General features: G+C 70.6%; 26 protein-coding genes and 1 pseudogene. 11 read left to right on the forward strand and 16 right to left on the reverse strand.

Features of this window, described 5'->3' with window-relative positions:
• The 6 genes from ACFOY2_RS00005 to ACFOY2_RS00030 form a co-directional block, all read left to right on the forward strand.
• Positions 1-144: DNA translocase FtsK (locus ACFOY2_RS00005; RefSeq protein ID WP_379526429.1), on the forward strand; the 144-nt coding region annotated here is incomplete at its 5' end.
• Between the two features lie 77 nt (positions 145-221).
• Complete coding sequence (locus ACFOY2_RS00010) at positions 222-980, forward strand: helix-turn-helix domain-containing protein (protein WP_357810827.1); 759 nt, start codon at positions 222-224, stop codon at positions 978-980.
• Positions 981-1,038: 58 nt separating this feature from the next.
• Entirely contained in the window at positions 1,039-2,448 is a 1,410-nt protein-coding gene (gene rimO, locus ACFOY2_RS00015) for a 30S ribosomal protein S12 methylthiotransferase RimO (protein WP_379525785.1), read from the forward strand.
• Complete coding sequence (pgsA, locus tag ACFOY2_RS00020; protein ID WP_379525786.1) at positions 2,445-3,017, forward strand: CDP-diacylglycerol--glycerol-3-phosphate 3-phosphatidyltransferase; 573 nt, start codon at positions 2,445-2,447, stop codon at positions 3,015-3,017. The genes rimO and pgsA overlap by 4 nt, the downstream gene beginning before the upstream one ends.
• 3 nt (positions 3,018-3,020) lie before the next feature.
• Positions 3,021-3,512: a CinA family protein gene (locus tag ACFOY2_RS00025; RefSeq protein ID WP_379525787.1), complete on the forward strand. Its 492-nt coding sequence runs from the start codon at positions 3,021-3,023 to the stop codon at positions 3,510-3,512.
• 286 nt (positions 3,513-3,798) lie between these two features.
• On the forward strand, positions 3,799-4,155 hold the full coding sequence (locus ACFOY2_RS00030; protein WP_357811365.1) for a helix-turn-helix domain-containing protein: 357 nt from the start codon (positions 3,799-3,801) through the stop codon (positions 4,153-4,155).
• On the opposite strand, the gene ACFOY2_RS00035 is transcribed toward ACFOY2_RS00030, so the two are convergent.
• Both ACFOY2_RS00035 and ACFOY2_RS00040 read right to left on the reverse strand, forming a co-directional pair.
• Positions 4,152-4,931: a DNA-formamidopyrimidine glycosylase family protein gene (locus ACFOY2_RS00035; protein WP_379525788.1), complete on the reverse strand. Its 780-nt coding sequence runs from the start codon at positions 4,929-4,931 to the stop codon at positions 4,152-4,154. The two genes, ACFOY2_RS00030 and ACFOY2_RS00035, sit on opposite strands and share 4 nt — an antisense overlap.
• 20 nt (positions 4,932-4,951) lie before the next feature.
• A complete protein-coding gene (locus tag ACFOY2_RS00040; protein WP_379525789.1) occupies positions 4,952-5,524 on the reverse strand; it encodes a TetR/AcrR family transcriptional regulator in 573 nt (190 codons plus the stop codon).
• 82 nt (positions 5,525-5,606) lie between these two features.
• On the opposite strand from ACFOY2_RS00040, the gene ACFOY2_RS00045 reads away from it, so the two are divergent.
• On the forward strand, positions 5,607-6,788 hold the full coding sequence (locus ACFOY2_RS00045) for an MFS transporter (protein WP_379525790.1): 1,182 nt from the start codon (positions 5,607-5,609) through the stop codon (positions 6,786-6,788).
• Between the two features lie 12 nt (positions 6,789-6,800).
• On the opposite strand, the gene ACFOY2_RS00050 is transcribed toward ACFOY2_RS00045, so the two are convergent.
• Positions 6,801-7,250, reverse strand: coding sequence for an RrF2 family transcriptional regulator (locus ACFOY2_RS00050; RefSeq protein ID WP_379525791.1), 450 nt, complete (start codon positions 7,248-7,250; stop codon positions 6,801-6,803).
• 275 nt (positions 7,251-7,525) lie between these two features.
• On the opposite strand from ACFOY2_RS00050, the gene ACFOY2_RS00055 reads away from it, so the two are divergent.
• The gene (locus ACFOY2_RS00055) at positions 7,526-8,701 is read left to right on the forward strand and encodes an ROK family transcriptional regulator (protein ID WP_357811362.1); all 1,176 of its coding nucleotides are present in this window, start codon (positions 7,526-7,528) and stop codon (positions 8,699-8,701) included.
• 2 nt (positions 8,702-8,703) lie between these two features.
• Here ACFOY2_RS00055 and ACFOY2_RS00060 read toward each other — a convergent pair whose 3' ends face one another.
• The 4 genes from ACFOY2_RS00060 to ACFOY2_RS00075 form a co-directional block, all read right to left on the reverse strand.
• Positions 8,704-10,143 carry a glycoside hydrolase family 3 protein gene (locus ACFOY2_RS00060; protein WP_379525792.1) on the reverse strand — a complete coding sequence of 480 codons (1,440 nt, stop codon included), beginning with the start codon at positions 10,141-10,143 and terminating at the stop codon, positions 8,704-8,706.
• Positions 10,144-10,213: 70 nt separating this feature from the next.
• The gene (locus ACFOY2_RS00065; protein WP_379525793.1) at positions 10,214-11,065 is read right to left on the reverse strand and encodes a carbohydrate ABC transporter permease; all 852 of its coding nucleotides are present in this window, start codon (positions 11,063-11,065) and stop codon (positions 10,214-10,216) included.
• On the reverse strand, positions 11,062-12,081 hold the full coding sequence (locus ACFOY2_RS00070; RefSeq protein WP_379525794.1) for a carbohydrate ABC transporter permease: 1,020 nt from the start codon (positions 12,079-12,081) through the stop codon (positions 11,062-11,064). Before ACFOY2_RS00070 ends, ACFOY2_RS00065 begins: the two co-directional genes overlap by 4 nt.
• Positions 12,078-13,394, reverse strand: a complete 1,317-nt coding sequence (locus tag ACFOY2_RS00075) for an extracellular solute-binding protein (protein ID WP_379525795.1) — start codon at positions 13,392-13,394, stop codon at positions 12,078-12,080. Before ACFOY2_RS00075 ends, ACFOY2_RS00070 begins: the two co-directional genes overlap by 4 nt.
• 137 nt (positions 13,395-13,531) lie before the next feature.
• Here ACFOY2_RS00075 and ACFOY2_RS00080 point away from each other — a divergent pair, with 137 nt between their 5' ends.
• The 3 genes from ACFOY2_RS00080 (at position 13,532) to ACFOY2_RS00090 (ending at position 16,530) form a co-directional block, all read left to right on the forward strand.
• Positions 13,532-14,680: an ROK family transcriptional regulator gene (locus ACFOY2_RS00080; protein WP_379525796.1), complete on the forward strand. Its 1,149-nt coding sequence runs from the start codon at positions 13,532-13,534 to the stop codon at positions 14,678-14,680.
• Between the two features lie 12 nt (positions 14,681-14,692).
• Complete coding sequence (locus tag ACFOY2_RS00085; RefSeq protein WP_379525797.1) at positions 14,693-15,355, forward strand: M15 family metallopeptidase; 663 nt, start codon at positions 14,693-14,695, stop codon at positions 15,353-15,355.
• A gap of 89 nt (positions 15,356-15,444) precedes the next feature.
• Entirely contained in the window at positions 15,445-16,530 is a 1,086-nt protein-coding gene (locus ACFOY2_RS00090; RefSeq protein WP_379525798.1) for a carboxylate-amine ligase, read from the forward strand.
• Here ACFOY2_RS00090 and ACFOY2_RS00095 read toward each other — a convergent pair.
• The 9 genes and pseudogenes from ACFOY2_RS00095 to ACFOY2_RS00135 form a co-directional block, all read right to left on the reverse strand.
• On the reverse strand, positions 16,527-17,273 hold the full coding sequence (locus tag ACFOY2_RS00095) for a sulfite exporter TauE/SafE family protein (protein WP_379525799.1): 747 nt from the start codon (positions 17,271-17,273) through the stop codon (positions 16,527-16,529). The two genes, ACFOY2_RS00090 and ACFOY2_RS00095, sit on opposite strands and share 4 nt — an antisense overlap.
• A complete protein-coding gene (locus ACFOY2_RS00100) occupies positions 17,270-19,018 on the reverse strand; it encodes a gamma-glutamyltransferase family protein (protein ID WP_379526430.1) in 1,749 nt (582 codons plus the stop codon). Before ACFOY2_RS00100 ends, ACFOY2_RS00095 begins: the two co-directional genes overlap by 4 nt.
• Positions 19,019-19,073: 55 nt before the next feature.
• A complete protein-coding gene (locus ACFOY2_RS00105) occupies positions 19,074-20,042 on the reverse strand; it encodes an ABC transporter ATP-binding protein (protein ID WP_379525800.1) in 969 nt (322 codons plus the stop codon).
• The gene (locus ACFOY2_RS00110) at positions 20,039-21,004 is read right to left on the reverse strand and encodes an ABC transporter ATP-binding protein (RefSeq protein WP_379525801.1); all 966 of its coding nucleotides are present in this window, start codon (positions 21,002-21,004) and stop codon (positions 20,039-20,041) included. The genes ACFOY2_RS00105 and ACFOY2_RS00110 overlap by 4 nt, the downstream gene beginning before the upstream one ends.
• On the reverse strand, positions 21,001-21,834 hold the full coding sequence (locus ACFOY2_RS00115; protein ID WP_379525802.1) for an ABC transporter permease: 834 nt from the start codon (positions 21,832-21,834) through the stop codon (positions 21,001-21,003). The genes ACFOY2_RS00110 and ACFOY2_RS00115 overlap by 4 nt, the downstream gene beginning before the upstream one ends.
• Positions 21,827-22,786 (reverse strand): ABC transporter permease, encoded by a 960-nt coding sequence (locus ACFOY2_RS00120; protein ID WP_379525803.1) that lies wholly within the window; start codon positions 22,784-22,786, stop codon positions 21,827-21,829. Before ACFOY2_RS00120 ends, ACFOY2_RS00115 begins: the two co-directional genes overlap by 8 nt.
• Complete coding sequence (locus ACFOY2_RS00125; RefSeq protein ID WP_379525804.1) at positions 22,786-24,402, reverse strand: ABC transporter substrate-binding protein; 1,617 nt, start codon at positions 24,400-24,402, stop codon at positions 22,786-22,788. Before ACFOY2_RS00125 ends, ACFOY2_RS00120 begins: the two co-directional genes overlap by 1 nt.
• Before the next feature lie 90 nt (positions 24,403-24,492).
• On the reverse strand, positions 24,493-25,170 hold the full coding sequence (locus tag ACFOY2_RS00130) for a GntR family transcriptional regulator (RefSeq protein ID WP_379525805.1): 678 nt from the start codon (positions 25,168-25,170) through the stop codon (positions 24,493-24,495).
• 155 nt (positions 25,171-25,325) lie between these two features.
• Positions 25,326-25,781: pseudogene (locus ACFOY2_RS00135) on the reverse strand (alpha/beta hydrolase family protein); the annotation flags it as partial.
• Positions 25,782-25,935 lie beyond the last annotated feature (154 nt).

A 25,935-nucleotide genomic window follows, 5' to 3' on the forward strand; every position in this document is an offset into this window, starting at 1 on the left:
GTCGGGTTCGCCAAGGCAGGGCGGCTGATGGACCTGCTCGAAAGCCGCAACGTGGTCGGCCCGAGCGAGGGTTCCAAGGCGCGCGAAGTCATGGTGAAACCCGATGATCTGCCTGGTCTGCTGGCCGATCTGCGTGGCGAATGACCCCAATGCATACTTCCGCGACAGTAACTGGTTGAATATGAACCACTACGCAACGTCGTGGTGGGGAGGCGTTCGCTGTGCAGGAGCAGAGCATCGGGGCCATGCTGAGAGCGGCCAGAGAAACGGCCGGGCTGACAGTCGCGCAGGTCAGTGCGGCCACCAACATTCGTGAGGCGATGGTCAATCGCATCGAGCAGGACGAGTTCGACCAGTGCGGCGGCGATTTCTACGCCAGGGGGCACGTCAAAGCCGTCGCCAAGGCCGTGGGGGTCGACCCCGAGGCCACGGTCCACCTGTTCGACCAGCAGTACGGCGGGCCGCCCGTGCCGGTGCGGGCGGCGGCGGTCTTCCAGGCCGACCGCAAGATCCATCTACCGGAGCGGCGGGGGCCCAACTGGACGATGGCGCTCGGCGTCGCCCTGGCCATCGTCGTGGTCTTCGGGGTGATGCGGGTGCTGGGCGGCGCGAGCGACCAGGTGCGCACCGCCGACGTCCAGGCGGCCTCGGCCAGGCCGAGCGTGCCGCCGAACACGCCGATCACCGAGGGGCCCAAGGCCATGCCGGTCAAGACGAGCAAGGGCATGGTGACGGTGCAGATGATGGCCAAACGGTCGTCGTATGTGAACGTGCGCGACGCCGAGGGGCGCAAGCTCTTCGCGGGCACGCTCAAGGCGGGAAAGAGCTCGACGTGGCAGGCGCCCGATCAGGTGCAGGTGATGCTCGCTGACGCGAGCGCCGTTACGCTGCAGGTCAACGGCAAGAAAGTAGCCAAGCTCGGCGGTCGTGGGGAGATGGTGCGCCGCTCGTTCGGGCCGGCGACACCCAAACAGCAGTAACCGGTGGGGGAACCCGTGCATCGGGTGGTGGCCAACTCCCGATACCGTAGTGTTCACCATGTCATCCCGCCGAACCGCATCGCTGATCACCCTGGGCTGCGCCCGCAACGAGGTCGACTCCGAGGAGCTGGCCGCGCGACTTGAGGCTGCCGGTTGGCAGCTGGGCGACGACGACGCCGACGTCGTCGTCGTCAACACGTGTGGCTTCATCGACTCGGCCAAGAAGGACTCGATCGACACCCTGCTGGCCGCCGCCGACAGCGGCGCCAAGGTGGTCGCCGCGGGCTGCATGGCCGAGCGCTATGGCAACGAGCTGGCCGAGGCACTGCCCGAGGCCAGCGCGGTCATCTCCTTCGACGACTACGCCGAGATCGGCGGTCGCCTCGACGACGTGCTGGCGGGCAAGCCGCTCAAGCCGCACACGCCGCGCGACCGCCGCACCCTGCTGCCCATCTCGCCGGTGGATCGTGCCAGCGCGCCCAAGACCAACATCCCCGGTCACGGAGACCTGCCGGAGGGCCTGGCGCCCGCCAGCGGGCCCCGTGTGCTGCGCAGACGGCTCGACGAGAGCCCGGTGGCCTCGCTCAAGCTGGCCTCGGGCTGCGACAGGCGCTGCACGTTCTGCGCCATCCCCGCCTTCCGCGGCTCCTACGTCTCGCGGGGGCCCGAGGATCTGCTGGCCGAGGCCGACTGGCTGGCCCACAGGGGCGTGCGCGAGCTCGTCCTGGTCAGCGAGAACTCCACCTCCTACGGCAAAGATCTCGGCGACCTGCGGGCGCTGGAGAAGCTGCTGCCCGAGCTCGCCGCCGTGGAGGGCGTCGAGCGGGTGCGGGTCAGCTACCTCCAGCCCGCCGAGCTGCGCCCGGGGTTGATCGACGTGATCACCGGCACCGAGGGCGTGGCCCCCTACTTCGACCTGTCCTTCCAGCACGCCAGCGGCTCCGTGCTGCGCAGGATGCGCCGCTTCGGCGACCCCGAGCGTTTCCTCGGGTTGCTGGAGAGCGTGCGCGAGCGCGCCCCGGAGGCCGGCGTGCGCTCCAACTTCATCGTGGGCTTCCCCGGCGAGACCGAGGAGGAGTTCGGCGAGCTGGTCGGCTTCCTTGAGGCGGCCAGGCTCGACGTGATCGGCGTGTTCGGCTACTCCGACGAGGACGGCACCGAGGCGGCCGACCTGCCGGGCAAGCTCGACCAGGACGTGATCGACGAGCGCGTGCGCGTGCTCACCGAGCTGGCCGAGGAGCTGACGGCCCAGCGCGCGGAGGAGCGCATCGGCGACGAGGTCGACGTGCTCATCGACGACGACCTGGGCGACGGCGGCTACGAGGGCAGGGCCGCCCACCAGGGCCCCGAGGTCGACGGCTCCGTCACGGTGCAGGGCATCGGCCTGGTCAGGGGGCAGATCGTCCGCGCGGTCGTGGTCGACTCCGAGGGGGTTGACCTGATCGCGCGCATCAAGGCCAGTCCATGAAGAGGGACGAGCGCCGCGTGGTAAGCCCGTGGAACATCGCCAACGTCCTCACGGTTCTTCGGTTGGCGCTCGTCCCTTTCTTTGTCGCCTGCCTTTTTCTGCCGGGCACCGGCTGGCGGGTGACCGCGCTGGCGGTGTTCGCGGTGGCCTCGATCACCGACCACCTCGACGGGGAGCTGGCCAGGCGCTACGGCCTCATCACCGACTTCGGCAAGATCGCCGATCCGATCGCCGACAAGGCGCTCACCGGCGCGGCGCTGGTGTGCCTGTCGATTCTCGGCGAGCTGCCGTGGTGGGTCACGATCGTGATCCTGGGCAGGGAGCTGGGCATCACGCTGCTCAGGTTCGTGCTGCTGCGGCACGCGGTCATCCCCGCCAGCTACGGCGGCAAGGTCAAGACCGTGCTGCAGATCGCCGCGATCGTGCTCTATCTGCTGCCCTTCACGCCCGGCCCGGTCCACTGGGTGGTGATGGGGGCGGCCGTGGTCGTCACCGTGGCCACGGGCGCCGACTACGTCGTCCGGGCCGTGAGACTGCGTAAAGTCGCCAGGCAGGCGCGCGGGGAGTGAGCGATGGCGGATGTGGCCGAGGTGCTGGGCATGCTGGTGAGCCAGGACGCCACCGTGGCGGTGGCCGAGTCCTTGACCGGCGGGCTCATCGGGGCCGCGATCACGTCCGTCTCCGGCGCCTCCAAAGCCTTCAGGGGCGGTGTGCTGTCCTATGCCACCGATCTCAAGCACACGCTGCTGGGGGTGCCTGAGGAGCTGCTGAGCCGCGAGGGGGCCGTACACCCCGACGTGGCCGCGGCCATGGCGGCGGGGGTGGCCCGGCTGTGCGGGGCGACCTATGGGGTGGCCGTGACGGGCGTGGCGGGCCCGGAGCCGCAGGACGGGAAGCCCGTCGGCCTCGTGCACGTGGCCGTCTGCGGGCCAGGAGGGCGGATTTGGGGCCGGGAATTGAGACTTCGAGGGTCGCGCGAACGTATCAGGGTAGAGACGGTGGACGAGGCAGTCGATCTACTCGCAGGTGTGCTGAAGGCGAACATAGGGGAACATTCCGGATGATTACCGTGTTACGTCCCCAGCGAACATGCGATGCACGGTCTGACGCGGTGTCGGTGGATACGGGTACGGTGGAGCTGTGAGTGAGGTCCGTGAGCCAACTGCAAGCACCGAGCGCCCGGCAGGCGGGCCTGATGAGTCGCGCCACGAGCCACGAGCGGCGGTTCAGGGGCGTAGCGGCCCCATGATGACGGCGAGGAGCATGTACGAAGCGAAGAAGACCAATGTGCGGCACGATCCGATCGCGCGGGGCGTGGTGAAGACATCCGCGCCGGGGAGGGAGCGACAGATGATTCTGCTGCGTCAGCTACTCGGCGATGTGCTGAGACGGCTGCGGGTGCGGCAGGGGCGCACGCTACGGGAGGTGTCCACGCTTGCCCGTGTTTCGCTCGGCTACCTGTCCGAGGTGGAACGCGGTCAGAAGGAGGCCTCGTCCGAGCTGCTCGCGTCCATTTGCGGCGCGCTTGGAGTGCCGCTTTCGCAGGTGTTGCGTGAGGTTTCCGACCAGTTCGCGCTGGCGGAGCTCCAGGCTGCCCCTGTGCTTGCCGACGTGCCCGACCGCGAGCGTCTGCCCCTGACGGAGACGGTCAGCGGGACGATCTCCGACTCCGTGTTCCCCGAAGTCAAGGACATGGTGGCCGCCTAGCGCGGCTGGCAGTCCGCACACCACAGGATCAGCCGTTCCTGTGGCTGCGCCCCCATCTCCCCGCGGCTGATGCGGGTGCCGCATCGGCGACAGGGTCTCCCCGCCCTGCCATAGACCCAGGTCTGGTTCGCCGGGCGGCGATCACCTGTGGTCACCGTGCCCGCATGCCCCTTGTTCGCCTCCAGCAACCGCTTGGCCAATGACACGAGCCCGTTGAGATCGTCGATCTCCCCGACCTGCCTCCACGGCCAGACCCCCCTCAGGAACAGGGTCTCGGCGCGATAGATCGTGCCGATCCCCGCCAGGTTGCGCTGATCGAGCAGCGCTTCCCCGATGGTCCTGCCGGGTGCCGCTCGCAGTCTCCGCACGGCCTCGTCCGGGTCCCAGTCAGGGCCGAGCAGATCCGGCCCCAGGTGCCCGACCACGCGCTCCTCTGCGCCCGTCCTGATCAGGTCCACCATTCCGAGCCGGACGCCCACCGCCTGCCACTGCTCGTTCGCCAGAATCAGCCGCACCTGGTCGCCCGGCGCGGTGCGCCGGCCGGCGGGCATGACCTGCCAGCTTCCGTCCATGCGCAGGTGGGTGTGCACGGTCAGGTCGCCCTCGACCCTGGTGAGCAGGTGTTTGCCCCGTGAGAGCGTGGTCAGGACCGCGCGTCCTGTCAGGTCCGCGGTGGCGTGCTTGGGGACGCGGAAGTCCGACCTGGTGAGCGCGCGGCCGTCGAGCGCGTCTCTGAGCCGGGCGGCCGCACGGTAGACGGCGTCTCCTTCAGGCATTCTTCAAGTGTAGGAACGCGTCAGGCGACCCACTCGTCCACCAGGGCGCAGAGCTGGTCCAGGGCCTCTTCCACGCGTTCGCGGTCGCCGGTGGTGAGGAAGTCGATCTGCAGCCCCGTGTAGGCCGAGTTGACCAGCGTCGAGATGCGCAGCGCGTCGGCCTCGGCGACGCCGCGCTCGCGCAGCAGGCCCGCCACGAACTCCGAGCGGTCCGCCAGCAGTCGCGGGACGTGGCCCAGGAGCTTGCCGCCGGCCGCCAGTCCCTCGATCTCGTGGATCAGGCGGGCGATCGGCAGGTTCTCCCCCCGCATCTGCCAGTCCCAGGTGCGGCGCACGATCGTGCCCACGCTGTCGGAGCCCGACCAGCCGGGAAGCGAGCGCAGCCAGGCGCGGTGGCGCTCGTCCAGGCGTTCCATGGTGGCCGAGAGCAGGGCCTCCTTGTCGGCGAAGTGGTGGGTCAGCACGCGGGTGGACTTGCCCAGGTGCTCGGCCAGCGGGCGCATCGACAGCGTCGAGAGGCCGTGCTCGGCCAGGTAGTCGACGATCTGGTCGAGCAGCTCCGTGCGGCGGTTGGGGTCGGCGGTCCTGGCCATCGGCAAATCCCTTTGACGTCTTCGGGGTTACAGTCGTTACCCTAATTGGGAAACGACTGTTACCTTTATCGAGGGGATACCCATGTCCGTCGACGTACGCCGGCGTCCCGCGCTGCCCGCGTGGCTGCTCGCCCTGGTGTTCACCATGTTCGCCTTCTCCACCGACGACTACGTGATCGCGGGCGTGCTGCCGGCCATCTCGGCGGACCTGGGCGTCAGCGAGGCGGCGGGCGGGCAGCTCGTGACGGGGTTCTCGCTGGCGTTCGCGCTGGCGGCGCCGGTGGCCTCCGTGGTGTTCGCGACCCGGTCGCGGCGCGGGCTGATCACCTGGTCGCTGGCGGTGTTCGTCGCGGCGAACTGGGCGGCGGCGTTCACCACGTCGTACGCCGTGCTGATGGGGCTGCGCGTGCTGGCCGCTCTGGCCGCGGCGGCCGTCGTGCCGGCCGCCTACGCCGTGGCGACCTCCCTGGCCCCGGAAGGGCGTCAAGGGCGTTATCTGGCGCTGGTGATGGGCGGGCTGACCGGGTCGCTCATGCTCGGCGTGCCCATCGGCACATGGGTGGGCGGCGCGTTCGGGTGGCAGGCCACGTTCGGGCTGGGCGGGCTGCTGGGGCTGGTGGCCCTCGTGGCGGTGCGGATCACGTTGCCCGAGCCGCCCGCGGGGCCCGCGATGCCGATCAAGGAACGGCTGGCCTCGCTGGCCCGGCCCCAGGTGCTGCTGGGGCTGCTCGGGATCGTGGCCGTCGTGCTCGGCAGCATGATGCTGATGACGTACCTGGCGCCGTTCCTGCGGGACCTGGCCGGAGTCGGGCCCGTGGAGCTGGGGTGGGTGTTCGCGCTGGCCGGGCTCGCGGGGCTGGCCGGCGGGCAGCTCGGCGGGCGGGCGAGCGACCGGTGGGGCGCGGATCGGGCGCTGATCGCGGGCATCGCCGGATTCACGGTGGTGATGGGGCTCTTCACCGCCTGTTGGTTCCTGCGGCCGCTGCCGCTGCCGGCGCTGCTGCCGTTGCTGGTGGTGTGGGCGGCCGTGTCGTGGTGGGTGCCGCCGCCCGCCCAGACCCGGCTGCTGGCCCTGGCCGGTCCCGCGGGGCCGCAGGCGCTGGCGCTCAACAGCAGCGCCGTCTACGTCGGGGTGTCGGGCGGGGGCGCGGTGGGCGGGCTCGTGCTGGAGAGCCGGGGAAGCGGCCTGCTGCCCCTGGCGGCGGCCCTGGTGGAGCTGGTCGCCCTCGCGCTCTTCTGGGCGGCGGGCAGGCGACGCGCCTGACCGGAAGAGTGGTCAGTCCCAGGCGGCGGGGTCGGCGGCGAGCTGGCGGACGCGCTCGGGCAACGCCCCCGTCGCGACCTGTTCGAGCGTGACCTCCTCCAGGATGGCGCGCTCGGTGGCCCGCAGGGCGATCCACACCTGCTGCAACGACTCGGCGGGGCCCCGGTAGCCGACATGCTCGGGGCGCTCGCCGCGTACGTTGGCCAGCGGCCCGTCCACGGCCCTGATCACGTCGGCGAGCGAGATCTCTGCGGCGGGCCTGGCCAGCACGTAACCACCCTCGGGCCCCCGCTGCCCGCGCACGAGCCCGGCCCGGCGCATCTGCAGAAGAATGTTCTCCAGGTACTTGGGCGGCATGTCCTGTTCCTTGGCGAGCTCGCCCACAGTAGTCGGGCCGGCACCTGCTGCGGCGAGTTCGGCGGCGGCACGAAGGGCGTAGTCGACACGAGCGGAAAGGCGCATGTTCTCGATTATCCCTCCTGGTCAACACTGGTTATGCGCAAGGTCAGTCAGAAGGGGCAGGCGATCCGATTCCGGCAGGCGGATCGCGACGAGATACGCGCCGGTCACGGGGCGTGGCGCGGCTTTGCAAAGGCGGCGCGGAACGGCAGGATGAGCCAGGCGCACGGCCGCGCAGGCGGGGCCTTGCCGGGGTGGCCGTGTTCGCCCGCGACGGAGCGCGAGGGCCGGAGCGCTAAACTTCCAACAACCTTTTCGATATGACGGTGGGAAACAGCGTGGAGCGACGCCCTGGTGTGCCCAGACTGCTCAGGGAGATCAACGACCGGGCCGCACTGGAGCTGCTGCTGGCCACCGGCCCCATGACGCGCGGGCAGATCGGTGACCTGACCGGGCTGTCCAAGGTCACGGCCTCCCAGACGCTGGCCAGGCTGGAGGAGCGCGGCCTGGTCGAGATGGTCGGCACCCAGGCCGGCGGGCGGGGCCCCAACGCGGCCCTCTACTCGGTGATCGCCTCCAGCGCGTACGTCGCCGGCATCGAGGTCGGCCCCGAGCTGATCTCCGCGGTCGTCGCCGACATCAACGGCCACACGATCGCCGAGGTCACCGTCGAGCCCGACCACGACGACCCGGTCTCCGCGGTCCACAGCGCGATCGTCAAGGCCTGCCGCAGCGCCAAGGTCGGCCTGGCCAAGCTGCGCGGCGTGGTCATCGGCACGCCGGGCGTGGTCGATCCGCGCAGCGGCGACGTGCGCTTCTCCTTCGACCTGCCCGGCTGGCACGAGGGCATCCACGAGGCCCTGGCCGGCGACCTGCGCCGCGAGGTGACGATCGAGAACGACGTCAACCTCGCCGCCATCGCCGAGCACGCCGACGGGGCGGCCAAGGGCCTGGACGACTTCGTGCTGCTGTGGTCCAGCCGCGGCCTGGGCATGGCGGTCATGCTCGGCGGCAAGCTGCACCGGGGGCGCTCCGGCAGCGCGGGCGAGATCGGCTACCTGCCGGTCCCCGGCGTGCCGCTGCCCGAGGACATCCACACCTCGCCAGGGCGGCTGCCCTCGCTGGCGGGCGGCCTGCAGTCGCTCGTCAGCGCCGAGACGGTGGCCGAGCTGGCCCAGGGGTACGGCTTCGCGGCCGGCAGCGCGGGAGAGTGCGTCAGGGTCGCCGTGGCCGCCGGCGCCGAGGGCGAGCCGCTGCTCGACGAGATCGCCAACCGGCTGGCCCTGGGCGTGGCGGCGGTGTGCGTGATCCTCGACCCGGGCCTGGTGGTGCTGGCCGGCGAGGTCGGCCACGCCGGCGGCGCCGCGCTCACCTCCCGCGTGGAGGAGGCCGTGGCCCGCATCTGCCCGGTCCGCCCCCAGGTCGTCACCACCACGGTGACCGACAACCCGGTGCTGCGCGGCGCCGTGCTGGCCGCCCTGGAGCAGGCGCGCGAGGAGCTGCTCGCCCCATAAGCTCAGGCGGTCAGCAGCTCGACGGCGGCCTGGGCGTTGGCGCGGGCGGCCCCGTACGTCGCGATGTAGGCGGCGCTGCCCGGCCGCCAGACGGGCAGCCCCATCTCGATCACCGTCACGTCGGGCCGCGCCGTCACCAGCGCCGAGACCAGGTGCCGGCTGGCCTGATGGCGGTGGGCGTCCTTGACCACGACGACCAGCGACCGGTTCGCGGCCTTGGCCAGCATCTCCGCGACGTCTGCGTCCGCGGGTTTGACCCGGACGATCTCCGCGTCGGGCAGCCACGGGCCCACGCCCCACGGCACGTCGCCCACGGCGATCGTCGGCGGGGTGTCCACCTCGATCACCAGGGGCTCGACCAGGGGCACCGTCGCGCCGGTCAGTCGCACGGCGCGGCGGGCGGCGTGCAGGCCGACCACGTTCTGCTCGGCGGCGACCTCCCGGGGCGCGCCGAACCAGGCCCGCAGCGCCGACACCCGCGCCGCGGCCTCCTCCAGCCGCTCCAGCGGCAGGCGGCCCTCGCGCACCGAGGAGACGATCTCCGCGATGATGGCCTGGACGTCGTCGTAGGTGGGCAGCGGCCCCAGGCACAGCAGGTCCGAGCCGGCCGCGAGGGTCAGCACGGCGCCCCCGGCCAGGCCCACGCTCCTGGTGATGGCGTGCATGTCGAGCGCGTCGGTGACGACCACGCCGTCGTAGCCGAGCTCGCCCCTCAGCAGCCCGGTCAGCGCGGCGCCGGAGAGTGTGGCGGGCGTGTCGCCGGTCACCGCCGGCACCGCGACGTGCGCGGTCATCACGGACTTGGCTCCCGCGCCGATCGCGGCCTGGAAGGGCGCCAGCTCCCGCGCCCGCAGCACGTCCAGGCTCACGTCCACGACCGGCACCGCCAGATGCGAGTCGATCCGGGTGGCGCCGTGGCCGGGGAAGTGCTTGACGCACGCGGCCACGTTCGCCGACTGCAGGCCCTGGACGGCCGCCACCGTGTGCCGGCCGACCAGCTCGGGGTCGGCACCGAACGACCTGGTCCCGATGACCGGGTTGTCGGCCTCGGTGTTGACGTCGGCGCTGGGCGCCATGTCCAGGTTGATGCCGCAGGCGGCCAGCTCGGAGGCGATGGCGCGGTAGACGCGGCGGGTCAGTTCGACGTCGTCCACGGCGCCCAGGGCGGCGTTGCCCGGGTACGGGCTGCCGACGTGGTAGGCCAGCCGCGTGACGTCGCCGCCCTCCTCGTCGAGCGAGATGACGGGCTCACCGGCCCCCCGCAGCGCGGTGGTCAACTGCCGCACCTGGCCGGGGTCGGCCACGTTGAACCCGAAGAGCGTCACGCCGCCCAGGCCGTGTTCCAGCTCCCGCAGCACCCATTCGGGCGCCGTGGTGCCCTGGAAGGCGACGAGCAGCGTGCCGGCCGCGAGGCGGCGCAGCCCCCGATCACTCTGACTCATGGCTCCTCATCAGTTTTCCGGCATGGTCGGGTACGGCACGGAGCGTGCCGTACTGAAATTTCGTGTTCTGTCAGCCCTTCACGGCCCCGGCGACCAGGCCGGAGACCATGCGGCGCTGCACGAGAAGGAAGAAGACGACGATCGGAACCGTCATCAGGGTCGACCCGGCCATGATGGCCCCCCAGTCGACGCCCTTCTGCCCGAAGAAGTACTGCAGGGCGACCGGCATCGTGTACCCCTCGGACCCCGACATCAGGTAGAGGGCGAAGACCAGGTCGTTCCACGCGGTGATGAACGAGAAGATGCTCGTGGCCACCAGTCCCGGCGCGACCAGCGGGAAGACCACCTTCCAGAACGCCGCCATGCGCCCCGCGCCGTCGATCCAGGCCGCCTCCTCCAAGGATTTGGGCACCGCGGCGACGAACGTCCGCAACATCCAGACCCCGAACGGCAACGTCAGCGCCACTTGGGTGACGATCAGCCCGAGGAGCTGGTCGCCGAGCCCGACCCGCTTGACCATCATGTACAGCGGGATGAGCAGGCCCTCCGACGGCAACATCTGCACGATCAGCAGCACGACCAGGAAGGTGCTGCGGCCCCTGAACCGGAAGCGGGCGATGGCGGTGGCCGACAGCAGGGCGAAGGCCGAGCCGATGAGCACGGTGCCGAGCGCCACGATCGCGCTGTTGCGCATGTAGAGCCAGATGGAGTTGTTCGCGACGCCCTCGGTCAGCACCCGCTCGAAGTGCTCGAAGGTGAAGTGCGTGGGGAACGGGATGAACTCGGTGGTGAAGATCTGGTCGTTCGCCTTGAAGCCGGTGGAGACCATCCAGTACACGGGGAAGACGGCGTAGAGGAAGACCAGGACGCCGGCCGTGTTCAGCAGGATCCTGCCGAGCCTCTTGCGTGCGAGCGGGGTCACATCTCCTCCTGCTTCACGATCTGCCTGACGTACACGACGGTGATGATCAGCAGGATGATCGTCAGGACGATGGAGATCGCCGCGCCGGTGCCCAGCTTCTGCGGGGGCTTGAACGCCTCGGCGACCGCGTACATGGACAGGTTGAAGCCGTCGCGGTTGGTCGGGCCGTTCATCAGCACGTAGAGCTGGCTGAACACCTTGAAGTCCCAGATGATCGACAGGATCGTCAGGACGGCGAAGACGGGCTTGAGCATCGGCAGGGTGATCTTCGTGAACGTGCGCCACGGCCCGGAACCGTCCACCCTGGCCGCCTCGTACAGCTCGGCGGGGATGCCTTTGAGCCCGGCCAGCACGGAGACCGCGATGAACGGGAACCCGGCCCACACCACGCACACCACCAGCGCGATGTAGAGGGGGAAGCTGTCGTTGAGCCAGGGCGTGCCGGTCCAGCTCGACTGACCGGACGGCGGCGCGGCCAGCCAGTCGGGCAGCAGGTTCAGCGCCCAGTTCACGATGCCGGCCTCGGCGTCGAACAGGGAGCGCCAGATGACGCCCTGGGCGACGGGCGGCACGGCCCAGGCGAGCATGCACCCGACGACCACGAACAGCGACATCTTCCTGCCGAGCCGGTGCAGCAGCACGCCGACCGCGGTGCCCACGATCAAGGTGAGGCTGACGGCGACGAAGGCGAACGCCACGGTGTTGCGCAGGGCCGACCAGAAGATGTCGTTGCCGAGGATCTTCTCGAAGTTTTCCAGGCCCACCCACTCGGCCGGTCTGGTGCCCCTGATCTGCGCCAGGCCGACCTTCTGGAAGGCCATGACGCCGAGCTGGAACATCGGGTACAGCAGCAGTCCCGCGATGACCAGCAGGCCGGGGATGAGCAGCAGGTACGGGACGCTCCACAGGGGCATCCCCGAGGCCCTGGCGGGGCGGCCCTTCCTGCCGCGCCGGTTCCCCGGGGCGGAGGAGGAGCCCCCGCCCCGGGTGACCGTAGTCGTGTTCGCCGTCGTCACTGGTTCAGGATCTCTTCGAGTTCCTTGTTGGCGTCCGCCAGGGCGGTGGCGGCGTCCTTCTTGCCCTCGATGGCGGCCCGCGCGGCGTTCTGCAGCACGGCCTTGGTGGCGTCGGCCTCGGCCCAGTTGGCGTCGGCGGGGAAGGCCTTGGCCTTGGCGAAGGCCTGGGCGAAGGCACCCTGCGCGGGGTCCTCGTTCAGCGTGGCCAGGGTGTCGGGGTAGACCGGGAGCAGGCCGCCCTCCTTGGCGTAGCGGTCGGCCCAGGTCTTGCTGGTGGCCAGCTTGAGGTACTCCTTGCCGAGGTCGGCCTCCTTGGTGCCGCCCCACAGTGCGATGTCGTTGCCGCCGAAGAAGGACGGGGCCACGCCGCCGGTCTTGGCGGGCAGCGGGAAGAAGCCGAGCTTGTCGCCCTTCAGCTTGCCCTTGGAGTCCTCCTCGATGCCGGGCAGGTCCCAGCCGGCGGTGAGGTACATGGCGACCTTGTCGTTGGCGAAGCGCTTGCGGATGTCGACGGTGTTGAGCGTCAGGTTGGCCTTACCGGACAGGCCGCCGCTGACCAGCCCTGTGTAGGTCTCGAAGCCCTTGGCGAAGCCGGGCTCGGTGAGCTTGCCGACCCACTTGTCGCCCTCCTTGACCGCGTACTCGCCGCCCTCGGACCAGGCGAACGCGGCCAGGAGGTGGTTGGCGTCGGAGCCACCGTTGAAGGCGAAGCCGTCAACCCCGTCGCCCTTCTCCTTCTGGATCTTCTTGGCGGCGGCGACGAGCTCGTCCCACGTCTTCGGGATCTCGATCTTGAGGTCGTCGAACCAGTCCTTGCGGTAGAGCACCGCGCGGGCGCCGGCGCCCCACGGGATGGCGTAGATCTCGTTGTCCACGGTCTCGTAGCCGTAGAGGTTCTGGGGGATCTGCGAGCGGTCGCCCTCGCGGGCGATGTCGGTGATCGGCGTCAGCGCGTCCTGGCTCTGCCACATCGGCACCTGGTCGTTGCCGATCTCGGTCACGTCCGGGCCCGTGCCGGTGGCGGCGGCGGCGAACTTGTCGGCGACCTGGGGCCACGGGATCCACTCAAGTTTGACCTCAGCGCCGGTCTGCTGCTTGAACGCGGCGTTCAACTCCTCCATGTACGTGGCCGCGGCCGGGTTGCTGTCGCCAAGCCGCCAGACGCTGAGGGTCTTGCCCGCGTACTTGGGGCCGGTCGCCGCGGCCGCGCTGGGCGATGAGGCCGCGGGCTCCTGACTGGAGCCACAGGCAGCCAGGCCCAGGGCCAGGGCGGCCGTGGTGACCGTAGTGGCTGTGATCTTCGCGATCCTCACAGGGTTCTCCCTTCCCGGGTGCCGGCCTACGGTCCGCACCAGGCTGATCGTCAATGCCGAACGAACGCTGATAAACTAACAAGAAACTTTCTTAAAAAAAACGCTCGTTAGCCATTCGTGACAAGAGGGGTGCGGTAATGAGTGCAAGCCCAGGGGTCCCCCGGCTGCTGCGCAGGCTGAACGACCGCTCGGCGCTCGAACTCCTTCTCGTGGACGGCCCGCTCACCCGGGCCGAACTGGGGGAGCGGACCGGGCTGTCGAAGGTGACCGCAGGCCAGCTCCTCGCCCGCCTGGAGGAGCGGGGCCTGGTCGAGGTGGCGGGAGAGCGCCAAGGAGGCAGGGGCCCGCACGCCGCCCTGTACGGCGTCGTGCCCTCCAGCGCGTACGTCGCCGGCCTCGAAGTGCTGCCCGACAGCCTCAAGGTCGGTGTGGCGGACATCACCGGCAGGATCGTCGTCGAGATCACCCTCAACCCCGCCGACGGCAGGGACCCGGTCAAGGCGGTGCACGCGGCCCTGCGACGCGCCTGCGACACCGCGGGCATCGAACTGTCGCGGCTGCGGGCGTTCGTCATCGGCACCAGGGGCGTGATCGACCCGATCAGCGGCGACGTGCGCTGGTCGCACGACCTGCCCGCCTGGCACATCGGCGTGCTGGCCGGCCTGCGCGCCACGCTCGGCACGTCCGTCACGATCGAGAACGACGTCAACCTGGTCGCGCTGGCCGAGCACCGCTACGGCGCCGCCGTCGGCCACGACGACTTCGTGGTCATCTGGGCGGGCATCGGTCAGGGCCTCGGCGTCATGCTCGGCGGACGGCTGCACCGCGGCATCACCGGGGGAGCGGGCGAGATCGGCTGGCTGCCGGTGCCCGGCGAGCCGCTGCCGAGCGACGTCTCCGAGCCGCAGTCGGGCTCCTTCCAGCGCCTGGTCGGCCACGACGCGCTGCGCGGCCTGGCCGACGAGCACGGCGTGGCCGGCGACACGGTTCCCGACCTGGTGCGCCACGGCCACGACGGCTATCTGGACGCCGTGGCGGCCCGCCTGGCCGTGGGCGCGGCGGCCGTGACCGTCGTGCTCGACCCCGGGCTGATCGTGCTCAGCGGCGAGATCGGCAGGGCGGGCGGCGAGCGGCTGGCCGCCAAGGTGCAGCAGGCGGTGGCCCGCCTCTGCCTCAGCCGGCCTGCCGTCGTCACCACCCGGGTGAGCGGCAACCCGGTGCTGCGCGGGGCGCTGGTGGCGGCGCTGGAGCAGGCCCGGGAACAGGTTTTCTCCGACACTGTGTGAGAATCTCTGCCCATGTGGCAGTCCTCGAACGATGTCGTGCTGATCTCCGACCCGCGGGTGGCCGCGATCGCGGTGCGGGAATGCGGTGAGCCGCTCGCGGACGTACGCGGGCGGCTGCGGGTGGACACGCGGCTGGCCGACGACGAGGGCGCGTTCGCGCACCTGCGCTCCGGGCTGCTGGAAAGGCTGGAGCGCGCCGAGCGGAACCTGCCCGACGGCTTCCACCTGCTGGTCGTCGAAGGCTATCGCCCGATCGAGACGCAGCGCCGGATCTTCGACGGGTACCGGGCCGAACTCCGGGCCACCTTCCCTGAAATGTCGCCCGACGAGTCGTATATCGCCGCGAGCCGCTACGTGTCCCCCGTCGAGGTCGCCCCCCACACCGCCGGCGCCGCCGTCGACCTGACCCTGTGCGACCCCGACGGCGTCGAGTACGACATGGGCACCCAGGTCAACGACAACCCGGAACAGAGCGAAGGCGCCTGCTACATGGCCGCTCCCAACATCTCCGCCGACGCCCGCGCCCACCGCAAACTCCTCGCCGCGGCCCTGGAACCGGCCGGTCTGGTCAACTACCCCACCGAGTGGTGGCACTGGTCCTACGGCGACCGCTACTGGGCCATGGCCACCCAGTCGGACCACGCCTGCTACGGGCCCGTGGGCTTGCCTGACTGACACCCCCTTGTCACCTCGTTTTCCCCGGGGCGTGATAAGGGCACACACTCGTACCGAGGCGTTTGGACTCCCCCCAGCGAGGTGTGTGCATGGTTCCGTTGATCGGGATCGAAGAGGAATACCTCGTAGTCGATCCCCACACCCGCCACGTGGCTCCCCGAGCGGCCGAGGTCCTGGCCGCCGCGACGGATGTCCTCGACGTGGTGCAAGAGATCACCAGATTCCAGGTGGAGGCCCGCACTCCTCCCTCTACCGACCTCAGCGAACTGGGCTCGCAACTACGTGCGGCGCGCAAGCAGGTGGCGAGCGCGGCCCGGTCGTGCGGCCTCGCTGTCGTCGCCAGCGGCATCCCCGTCCTGGGCAACGTGGTGCCGCCGCCGATCACCGACCAGGCCCGTTACCTCCAGAGCAACCAGCTCTACGGCGGGCTGCACGACGAGATCAGCATCTGCGCCCTGCACGTGCACGTCGACGTGCCCGACCAGGAACACGCGGTCTACGTCGGCAACCATCTGCGTCCCTGGCTCCCGACGCTGATTGCGCTGGCCGCCAACTCGCCGTTCTACGTCGGCCGCGACACCGGGTACCTGTCATGGAGGGTGATCAGTTGGGGCCGCTGGCCGGTCTCCGGCGCGCCCCCGTACTTCCCGTCGTTCGGCGACTACGAGGTGGCCCTCCGCGCGCTGGGGGAGTCGGGCGTGCTGCTCGACCCCAAGACGGTCTACTGGGACGCCCGTCCCTCGCCGAGCCTGCCCACGGTGGAGATCAGGGTGGCCGACGTGCCGCTCGACGTGAGCGACAGTCTCACCCTGATCGGCCTCATCCGCGCCCTGGTCGTGACCGCGCTCGCCGCGGTGCGGCGGGGCGACCGCGGGCTGCCGGTCCCGTCGGAGGTGCTGCGGGCCGCCTACTGGCGGGCCGCCCGCGACGGGCTGCAGGGCACCAGCCTGGACATGCGGGACGGCACGCTCGTGCCCGCGGCGGTGATGGCCGGGCGGCTCCTGGAGCACGTACGCGGGGCGCTGGCGGAGGCCGGCGACCTGACCTTCATCCAGGAGGGCCTGGACCGGCTGCTGCGCAAGGGCTCGGGAGCCATGCGCCAGCGGCAGGTCCACGCCAGGGGCAACGACCTGGCGGAGGTGGTCGACGACCTCATCGAGGCGACCGTGGCCTAACGCAGGGCCAACGCCACGGCCACCCCGAGGCCGAACGCGACGACCACCCCCCGCAGGACTTTGGCGGACATGAGCCTGGCCAGGCGGGTGCCCAGGAACCCGCCCGCCAGGCTGGCCGGCGCGACCACGGCCGCGGCCTGCCACTGCACGGGCCCGTACAGCGAGAACGCCACGACCGACACCGTGCTGATCACCAGCGCGAGCGCGGCCCGTACGGCGTTGACGCGGTGCAGGTTGTCGTGCAGGAACAGGCCGAGGACGGTCAGCAGCAGCACGCCCATGCCGCCGTTGAAGTAGGCCCCGTAACATCCGCCGAGGAAGACCCCGGCGTACACGAGCCTGCTCGGCGCCTGGCCGGCCTCGCCGCCGAACAGTTTGCGCAGCCACGGCTGCGCGAGCAGGGTCAGGCTGGCGAAGCCCACCAGCCACGGCACCATCGACTCGAACAGACGGCTCGGCGTGAGCAGCAGCAGCGCGCTGCCCACGACCGCGCCCAGCACCGTCACGGCCGACAGGGTGATCGCCCTGCGCCGCTGGCCCCGCAACTCGGCCCGGTAACCGAGCACGCCTCCCAGGTAGCCGGGCCACAACGCGACCGCGTTCGTCACCGACGCGGTCAGGCTCGGGTAGCCCAGCGCCAGCAGCGCGGGGAAGGAGATGAGCGTGCCGCCGCCGGCCAGGGCGTTCACCACCCCGGCCAGCAGACCGGCAGCTACCAGGAAGAACAGGTCGGTCGGCGTCATCGGCCGACAGCGTAACCCTGGGCGCCACGCGGGTTGGCGGCGGCCTTGAGGAAGGCGCCGTCACGGGCGACCGCGCTGAGCCTGCCGAGCGTCCACGGGCCCTGCACCTCGACCTCGTGGCCGCGCCGCCGCAGCTCCGCCACCACGTCCTGGCCCAGGCGGTCCTCGACGTGCATGACGCCGGGGCGGGAGCCGCGCGGGAAGAACGAGCTGGGGAAGTGCTCGGAGTGGAACATGGGGGCGTCGATGGCCTCCTGCAGGTTCAGCCGCCCGTGGACGACGGCCAGGAAGAAGTTCAGGCTCCACTGGTCCTGCTGGTCGCCGCCGGGGGTGCCGAACGCCAGCCACGGCCGGCCGTCCCTGAGCGCGAACGACGGCGACAGCGTGGTGCGCGGGCGCGTCCCCGGGCGCAGGGAGGCGGGCAGGTCCTCCTGCAGCCAGAACATCTGCGCCCGCGTGCCCAGGCAGAAGCCCAGCGCGGGGATGGTGGGGGAGCTCTGCAGCCAGCCGCCGCTGGGGGTGGCGGAGACCATGTTGCCGAAGCGGTCCACGACGTCGATGTGACACGTGTCACCCTTGACCGTGCCGTCGCGTCCCACGGTCGGCTCGCCGACGCCCTGCGGCGAGCGGGCGCCCGACAGGCCGGGCGCGTCGCTCGCCGTGCCGGGCGCGGGGAAGTCGGGCAGCCGGGGCGCGCGCCCGCCGGGAGCGCCCGGCCGCAGCTCCAGGCTGGCCTGCGCGCCGAGCAGCCGCCGCCGCTCGGCGTTGTAGGCGTCGCCGAGCAGGTCGGACATCGGCACGTCGGCGTCGCCGTACCAGGCCTCCCTGTCGGCGAAGGCCAGCTTGGCGGCCTCGGTCACCGTGTGCACGTAGTCGGCGCCGAGCAGCTCCATCGCGCCCAGATCGACGTCCTTGAGCAGCGCGAGCTGCTGCAGGAACACCGGGCCCTGCCCCCATGGGCCGGTCTTGGCCACCGTGTGCCCGTGGTAGTCGAAGGTCAGGGGCTCCTCGACGGAGGCCGACCAGCCGGCCAGGTCGTCGCCGGTGAGCAGCCCGCCGTGCACCTCGCCCGAGCTGTCCAGCCAGGCCGTCTTGGCGCTGAAGTCGGCGACGGCCTCGGCCACGAAGCCCTCGTACCAGGCGTGCCTGGCGGCGGAGATCTGCTGCTCCCTGGTGCCAGACCTGGATTCGGCGACCAGCCGCCGGTAGGTGGCGGCCAGCACCGGGTTGGCGAGCTTCGTCCCAGGGGCGGGAACGTTCCCGTCCGGCAGCCACGTCGCCGCCGACGTGGGCCAGTCGTGGGTGAACAGCCCTTCGACCGACTCGATCGTGGCCGCGATGCGATCCAGCACCGGGATGCCGTGCTCGGCGTAGTGGATCGCGGGCGCCAGCACGTCGGCCAGCGACCAGGTGCCCCAGCGCTCCAGCATGAGCAGCCACCCGCCGAACGCCCCCGGCACGGTCGCCGCCAGCAGGCCCGTGCCGGGCACCACGTCCAGGCCGAGCTCGGTGAAGCGGTCGATGGTGGCCGCGGCGGGCGCCACGCCCTGGCCGCACACCACGGACGCCTTCTGCTCGGCCTCGCTCCACAACAGGATCGGCACCTCGCCGCCGGGGCCGTTCAGGTGCGGCTCGGCGACCTGCAGCACGAACCCGGCGGCCACTGCCGCGTCGAAGGCGTTCCCGCCGCGTTCCAGCACGCCCATGCCGGTGGCCGAGGCCAGCCAGTGCGTGCCGGCGACCATGCCGAAGTCGCCCGTCAGCTCGGGCCTGGTGGTGAACAAAGAAACGTTCTCCTTTTCAACGGTTCGCGGCCGCGTCCGGGACGCGGTCCGCCGTAACGAGATGGCAGGCGGCCGGATGGCCGTTCCCGCGGGGGTCGCTCAGCTCAGGCTCGACGGTACGGCAGGCGTCGTACGCCAGCGGGCACCGCGTGTGGAAGCGGCACCCCGGTGGGGGATCGACCGGGCTCGGCACGTCGCCGCCGAGCACGATCCTGCGCCGCTCCCGCTGCCTGACAGGATCGGCCACCGGCGCCGCCGACAGCAGAGCCTGAGTGTAGGGATGGCGCGGCGCCGCGAAGATGTCGGCCGTCGGCCCCGACTCCACGATCTTGCCCAGGTACATCACCGCGACCCGGTCGGCCAGGAACTCCACCACCGACAGGTCATGCGTGATGAACAGACACGAGAAGCCCATGTCCCGCTGCAGATCGGTGATCAGGTTGAGCACCGACGCCTGCACCGACACATCCAGCGCCGAGACCGGCTCGTCCGCAACGACCAGCTTGGGCTCCAGGATCAGCGCCCTGGCCAGCCCCACCCGCTGCCGCTGCCCGCCCGACAACTCGTGCGGGAAGCGGGTGAGCGTCTCCTGGCGCAGCCCGACCTTCTCCAGCATGGCCGACACCCGCGCGGCGACCTCGCGCCGGTCGGCCGCCTTGTGCCGCAGCAGCGGCTCGCCGACGATCCTTTCGACCGTGAAACGCGGGTTGAGCGAGGAGTAGGGGTCCTGGAAGACGATGTGGACGTCGCGCCGCAGCGGGCGCATGGCCCGGCGCGACAGGTGGGTGATGTCCCGGCCGTCCAGTTCGATGCCGCCCGAGGTGGGCTCGCTCAGGCGCAGCACGCACTTGCCGACCGTCGACTTGCCGCTGCCGGACTCGCCGACCAGGCCGAGCACCTCGCCCTGGCCGATCTCCAGCGACAGGCCGTCCACGGCGCGTACCGGGCCGTAGTGTTTGACCAGGTTGTCGATCCGCAGGATCACCGCTCACCTCCCGGGTGGAAACAGGCCGCCAGATGGGCGGGCCCGTGCTGTTCGAGCGCGGGCCTGTGCGCGCGGCAGTCGTCCTGGGCGCGCGGGCAGCGCGCCTGGAACGCGCACTCGTCGGGGTCCGTCAGCGGCGAGGGCACCATGCCGGGGATCTCGGCCAGCCGGCCCTCGACGGCCGCGGACGGCAGGGCCTTCATCAGACCCAGCGTGTACGGATGCCGCGGCCCGGCGAACAACTCGGTCACCGCGGCCTGCTCGACGGCGCGGCCGGCGTACATGACCACGGCCCTGTCGGCGATGTCGGCCACCACGCCCAGGTCGTGCGTGATGAGGATGATCGCCGTGCCGAGCCGGTCCCGCAGGTCGCGGAAGACGTCCAGCACGCCCGCCTGGATCGTCACATCGAGCGCCGTCGTCGGCTCGTCGGCGATCAGCACCCGTGGCGAGCAGGCCACCGCGATCGCGATCATCACGCGCTGCCGCATGCCGCCGGAGAGCTGGTGCGGGTACTCCTTGACCCGGCGCGCCGGCGCCGGGATTCCGACCAGCTCCAGCAGTTCGACGGCCCGCCTGGCGGCGGCTGCCCGGGACAGGCCCTCGTGCCTGCGCAGCACCTCGGCGATCTGGTAGCCGACGGAGAACGACGGGTTCAGCGAGGTCATCGGCTCTTGGAAGACGACCGAGATGTCCTTGCCGCGTACCCGGCGCAGCTCCTGCTCGGGCAGCGTGGTCAGCTCCCGGCCGTCCAGCCGAACCGAGCCGGACAGCCGGGTCGTCTCCGGCGGCAGCAGCCGGGGCACCGACATCGCGGTGACCGATTTGCCGCAGCCGGACTCGCCGCACAGCGCCAGGATCTCGCCCGCGTCGAGCGTGAGCGAGATGCCCCTGACCGCCTGCACCAGGCCGTCTTCGGTGTCGAAGCCGACCGTCAGATCGGTGATCTCCAGCAGGCTCATCGGCCGCTCCTCGGGTCGAGAACGTCACGCAGCCCGTCGCCGAGCAGGTTGAAGCCGAGCGTGGCCAGCGCGATCATCAGCCCGGGCCAGATCGCCAGCCAGGGCGCGTCGCTCAGGTACTGCTGCGCGGTCGTCAGCATCACGCCCCACGACGGCGTCGGCGGCTGCACGCCCAGCCCCAGGAACGACAGCGTCGACTCGCCGATGATCGCCGCCGGGATCGCCACCGTGGCCTGCACGATGAGCGGGCTGGCGCAGTTCGGGAGCACGTACCTGAAGATGATGTGCCCGTCGCCCGAGCCGTCGGCGATGGCCGCTGCCACGTAGTCCATCTCCCTGACCGCCAGCACCTCGCCGCGGGTGATCCGGATGACGGCGGGCAACTGCGCGAAGCCCAGCGCCAGCACCACGCCCTTCAGCGAGGGGCCGATGATCGCCGCCAGGCCCACCGCGAACACCAGGAACGGGAAGGCCAGCGTCACGTCCACCAGTCGCATCACGATCGGGTCCAGCCAGCGCCGGTAGAACCCGGCGACCAGCCCGATCGGGATGCCCACGGCCATCGCCAGCAGCGTGGACAGCACCCCGGCCTGCAGCGACACCTGGGCGCCGTGCGCGATCCTGGCGAAGGCGTCCCTGCCCAGGTCGTCGGTGCCCATCGGATGCGCGCCCGACGGGGGCGCCAGCGTGGCCAGGTAGTCCTGCGCGGCCGGGTCGCCGGTCACCAGCGGCCCGAGCAGCGCCAGCAGCACGAACGCGGCCACCAGCACCAGCCCCGCCATCGGCATCGGCCGCCTCCTGAAGCGGCGCCACAACCTCACGTCAATCACGCGCGCCCCCCGACAGCCTGATCCGCGGGTTGAGGAAGGCGTAGGCGATGTCGACCAGCAGGTTGACCAGCACGTAGCCGATGACCGTGATGAGCACGACCGCCTGGATGACCGGGTAGTTCCTGGTCAGGACCGCGTCCACGGTCAGCTTGCCGAACCCGGGGATGACGAAGATCTGCTCGGTCACCACGGCGCCGCTGATCAGCGCGCCGAGCTGCAGGCCGAGCACGGTGACGACGGTCGTCAGGCTGTTGCGCAGCGCGTGCGCGCCCACGACCTTGGCCTCCGACAGGCCCTTCGACCTGGCGGTTCTGACGTAGTCGGCCGACAGCGCGCCCAGCATGGCCGAGCGCGTCTGCCGCATGAGGATGGCGGCGAAGCCGGTGCCGAGGACGAGGGCGGGCAGGATCATGCGCTGCAGGTTCGCGACGGGGTCCTCGGTGAAGGGGACGTACCCGGAGGCGGGCAGCACCCGCCAGGTGACCGCGAACAGCAGGATGCCGAGCAGGCCCAGCCAGAAGTGCGGAACCGACAGCCCGGCCAGGCCGAACCCGGTGGCCACGTAGTCGGCGAGCCTGCCGCGCCGCACGGCCGCCACGATGCCGGCGCCCACGCCGACGACGATCGCGATCAGCATGGCCAGCGCCGACAGCTCCAACGTGACCGGCAGCCGCTCGGCGATGATGTCGATCACCGGGAGCTGGTCCTGCGTCGAGCGGCCGAAGTTGCCGGTGACGGTCTGGGCGACGTAGTCGACGTACTGGGCGGGCAGCGGCTTGTCCAGGCCGAACTCGTGCCGGATGGCCTCCACCATGGCGGGTGAGGCCTCCTCGCCCGCCATGACCGTGGCCGGGTCGCCGGGCAGCGCCCTGATCCCCAAGAAGATCAGGACGCTCGCCAGGAACAGCACGATCACCGCTGACCCGCAGCGCCGGAGGATGAACCAGAGCATCAGGCGGCGAACCCGGCGGTGACGAAGCGCGGCAGGCCGTCCTTGAAGTACTGGACGCCGGCCACGGTCTTGCTCATGCCCAGGTAGTACTTGTTGTGGTACAGGTACAGGACCCCGCGCAGCTCGGCGGCCTTCTTCATGGCCTCGGCGTAGAGCTCGGCCCGCTTGGCCGGGTCCGACTCGGCGGCGGCCTGCTTGATCGGGTCGTCGATGCCCGGGTCGGACATGCCGCTGTAGTTGTTGCTGCCGCGGCTGGTGACGAGGTTGGTCAGGTTGCCGTCGGGGTCGACGCGGCCCGACCAGCCGTTCAGCAGGACGTCGAACTTGCCCGACTTGCCCTGCTCCAGAGCGGTGACGAACTCGGCCGTCTGCACGCTCACGTTGAACCCGGCCTCCTTGGCCATCTGCTGGACGACCTGCGCCAGACGCTGGTTGACGGCGTCGTTCGGGCTGGTCAGCGTGACGGGGACGGGCGTCGGCACGCCGCTGGCCTGCACGAGCTGCTTGGCCTTGGCCAGGTCGCGCTTGGGGCACTGAAGGTCCTTGGCGCGGTAGGGGCTGTCCAGCGGCACCGGGAAGCAGTCCGCCTCGTACAGGCCGTTGTAGACGGTCTTGTTGATCAGGTCGCGGTCGAGGGCCAGCTCGAACGCCTCGCGTAGCTGCGGGCTCTTGGCCAGCGCCGTGTTCACCGCGCCGGGCTTGTCCGTCGAACCTGTGGCGTTGCCGGTGTTGATCGTGATGCCGTAGTAGCCGAGGCCGCCGCCGGACACGACGCTCAGGTTGGGGTCGGACTGCACGCCCTTGACCGTGGTCGTGGCGAGCTGGTCGGCCACCTGCACGTCGCCGGACTTCAGGTTCGCGGCCCGGACGTTCGGGTCGACGATGATTTTGTAGACGAGCTTGTCGAGCTTGACCTTGGCCGCGTCGTAGTAGCCGGCGGACTTCTCCAGCGCGATCTGGCTGCCGGAGGTCCTGCTGACGAACGTGAAGGGCCCGACGCAGACCGGGCTTGCGCCGAAGTTGTCCTCGCCGGCGTCCAGCGCCTTGGGCGACATGATCATGCCGGCGCGGTCGGCGAGCTGTGCGGTCAGCGGCGTGAACGCCCGCTTGAGCTTGAGCCTGACCGTGGCCGGGTCGACCACGCTGACCTCGGAGACCGCCTCCAGGTCGGCCTGGCGGGCGGACTTCTCCCAGGTGCGGTGCCGGTCCAGCGACTTCTTGACGGCCTCGGCGTCGAAGGCGGTGCCGTCGTTGAACGTCACGCCCTCGCGAAGCTTGATCGTCACCTCCTCGCCGTCGTCGGAGATCTCCGGCAGCGCGGCGGCGAGCTGCGGGACCAGCGTGGACTGGGCGTCGATATCGTAGAGCTTCTCGCACATGCTCGCGAACACCTCGCGGCCCACCAGCGTGGTCGAGATGCTCGGGTCGAGGGCGTCGGGGTCGGCGTTGAGCGCGACGTTGAGGGTGCCGCCGTTCTTGACGGGGCGGTTGTCGGCCGAGGCGGGGGCTATCGAGGGCGGGGCCGCGGGCGTGCCGCTCGAACCGCCTCCGCCGCACGCCGTCAAGGCGAGGGGGAGGAGGGCGAGTGCCGCGAGGAGCCTGGGGGACGGTCTCATGGGGCCTCCGTTGAAACGTTTAGGAGACTGTATACAAGACCTTACATTTCAGTGGTGTTTCCTCACCCTGTGTTGTTATCTGAGCGTTTTCTAATCGTTCGGGGCTTTTGTTGTTCGGCCCACGGCCGTGAGGAACGATCTCCTGGCCGCCGCCACGTGCGCGACGGCCCTGGCCTGCGCTTCGTCCTCGTCGCCCGCCGCGATGGCCGCGTACAGGCTCAGGTGCTCCGACCAGGAGTGCGGGCCGCGTGCGGCGGCGGTCTGGCTGAAGACCCACTGCGCGCGCTGCAGCATCGGCTTCATCATCAGGCTCAGGTACGAGTTGCCCGCCGCCTCGCCCACGGCCAGGTGGAAGGCCGTGTTGAGATCGGCCACCGCCTCCAGCTGCCCGGCCGCCACGGCCTCCTTGGCCTGGTCGAGCACCGCGCGCAGCCGCTCGGCCGCTTCGGGGCTCCGCTTGCGCGCCGCCAGCCTGGCCGCCAGCCCCTCGATGGCCATGCGCACGTCGAAGAGCTCCTCGCCCTCCGCGGCGGACAGGCGTGCGACGGTGGCGCCGAGCCGGGGGACGACCTCGACGAAGCCCTCGGCGGCCAGCACCCGGATGGACTCGCGCACGGGGTTGCGCGAGACGCCCAGCGAGGCGGCCAGCCGGTCCTCGACCAGCCGCTCGCCCTGGGCCAGCTCGCCGGAGAGTATGCGACGCCGGAGCTCGCCGGTGACCTCGTCGCGCAGGGTCCGGTGGGCCGCGCCCAGAGTCAGATCAGCCATATGGCGATTTATCGTATACAACCGGCCCCGATGGGGGCGCGTTACTGTGCGTCGTCATGCCCGCAACGGCGACGTCCGGCTAATGCGAATTAGTACTGGTATTACCCCTTGACGTCCCCTTGTGTCCGGTTTCACAATAGCCGAACTAATGCGCATTAGCGGGATGGCGTCGAAAGCTCATTCTGGAGGAGACTGCGGCGCAGGAAGTCCAGTTCGAGCAGGAGCAGGTTCTCGGCGACCTCCTCTTGGGCGGTCATATGTGAGACGCCCGACAGCGGCAGGACGGCGTGTGGGCGGCCTGCGGCCAGCAGTGCGGCGGACAATCTCAGTGTGTGGGCGGCGAAGACGTTGTCGTCGGCCAGGCCGTGCATGAGCAGGAGCGGGCGGCGCAGGTTCGGGGCGTCGGCGATGATGGAACTGCGGTCATAGGCTTCTGGGTGCCGGTCGGGGTGGCCCAGGTAGCGTTCCTGCCAGTGGGTGTCGTAGAGGCGGGCGTCGGTGACCGGCGCGCCCGCGACCGCGGCGTGGAAGACGTCAGGGTGGCGCAGTACGGCTGCGGCCGCTAGGTAACCGCCGTATGACCAGCCGTGGATCGCCACCCGGCCCAGGTCCGGATTCCGGCAGGAGCGTCAAACCCGCACTCTCAACGGCCATTACCGGCAGTGAGGTGACCCGCTACCTCAAGATCTACGAATGAAGTACCGGTTGCCCCCAAAGACGCTGAAGATACCGGTTGAAGATCAGAAAACAGAAGACCTCGGACCG

It is taken from the genome of Nonomuraea purpurea (assembly GCF_042650645.1).
Taxonomy (GTDB): domain Bacteria; phylum Actinomycetota; class Actinomycetes; order Streptosporangiales; family Streptosporangiaceae; genus Nonomuraea; species Nonomuraea purpurea.

Excerpts from the sequence above, each read along its gene's own strand:
- ACFOY2_RS00085 (WP_379525797.1), top strand. The coding sequence starts at position 14,693 with ATGTGGCAGTCCTCGAACGATGTCGTGCTGATCTCCGACCCGCGGGTG.
- ACFOY2_RS00130 (WP_379525805.1), bottom strand. The coding sequence starts at position 25,170 with ATGGCTGATCTGACTCTGGGCGCGGCCCACCGGACCCTGCGCGACGAG.
- ACFOY2_RS00060 (WP_379525792.1), bottom strand. The coding sequence starts at position 10,143 with ATGAGTCAGAGTGATCGGGGGCTGCGCCGCCTCGCGGCCGGCACGCTG.
- ACFOY2_RS00080 (WP_379525796.1), top strand. The coding sequence starts at position 13,532 with ATGAGTGCAAGCCCAGGGGTCCCCCGGCTGCTGCGCAGGCTGAACGAC.
- ACFOY2_RS00025 (WP_379525787.1), top strand. The coding sequence starts at position 3,021 with ATGGCGGATGTGGCCGAGGTGCTGGGCATGCTGGTGAGCCAGGACGCC.
- ACFOY2_RS00030 (WP_357811365.1), top strand. The coding sequence starts at position 3,799 with ATGATTCTGCTGCGTCAGCTACTCGGCGATGTGCTGAGACGGCTGCGG.
- ACFOY2_RS00110 (WP_379525801.1), bottom strand. The coding sequence starts at position 21,004 with ATGAGCCTGCTGGAGATCACCGATCTGACGGTCGGCTTCGACACCGAA.
- ACFOY2_RS00040 (WP_379525789.1), bottom strand. The coding sequence starts at position 5,524 with ATGGCCAGGACCGCCGACCCCAACCGCCGCACGGAGCTGCTCGACCAG.
- ACFOY2_RS00050 (WP_379525791.1), bottom strand. The coding sequence starts at position 7,250 with ATGCGCCTTTCCGCTCGTGTCGACTACGCCCTTCGTGCCGCCGCCGAA.
- ACFOY2_RS00095 (WP_379525799.1), bottom strand. The coding sequence starts at position 17,273 with ATGACGCCGACCGACCTGTTCTTCCTGGTAGCTGCCGGTCTGCTGGCC.
- ACFOY2_RS00120 (WP_379525803.1), bottom strand. The coding sequence starts at position 22,786 with ATGCTCTGGTTCATCCTCCGGCGCTGCGGGTCAGCGGTGATCGTGCTG.
- pgsA (WP_379525786.1), top strand. The coding sequence starts at position 2,445 with ATGAAGAGGGACGAGCGCCGCGTGGTAAGCCCGTGGAACATCGCCAAC.
- ACFOY2_RS00035 (WP_379525788.1), bottom strand. The coding sequence starts at position 4,931 with ATGCCTGAAGGAGACGCCGTCTACCGTGCGGCCGCCCGGCTCAGAGAC.
- ACFOY2_RS00045 (WP_379525790.1), top strand. The coding sequence starts at position 5,607 with ATGTCCGTCGACGTACGCCGGCGTCCCGCGCTGCCCGCGTGGCTGCTC.
- rimO (WP_379525785.1), top strand. The coding sequence starts at position 1,039 with ATGTCATCCCGCCGAACCGCATCGCTGATCACCCTGGGCTGCGCCCGC.
- ACFOY2_RS00100 (WP_379526430.1), bottom strand. The coding sequence starts at position 19,018 with ATGGTCGCCGGCACGCACTGGCTGGCCTCGGCCACCGGCATGGGCGTG.
- ACFOY2_RS00090 (WP_379525798.1), top strand. The coding sequence starts at position 15,445 with ATGGTTCCGTTGATCGGGATCGAAGAGGAATACCTCGTAGTCGATCCC.
- ACFOY2_RS00125 (WP_379525804.1), bottom strand. The coding sequence starts at position 24,402 with ATGAGACCGTCCCCCAGGCTCCTCGCGGCACTCGCCCTCCTCCCCCTC.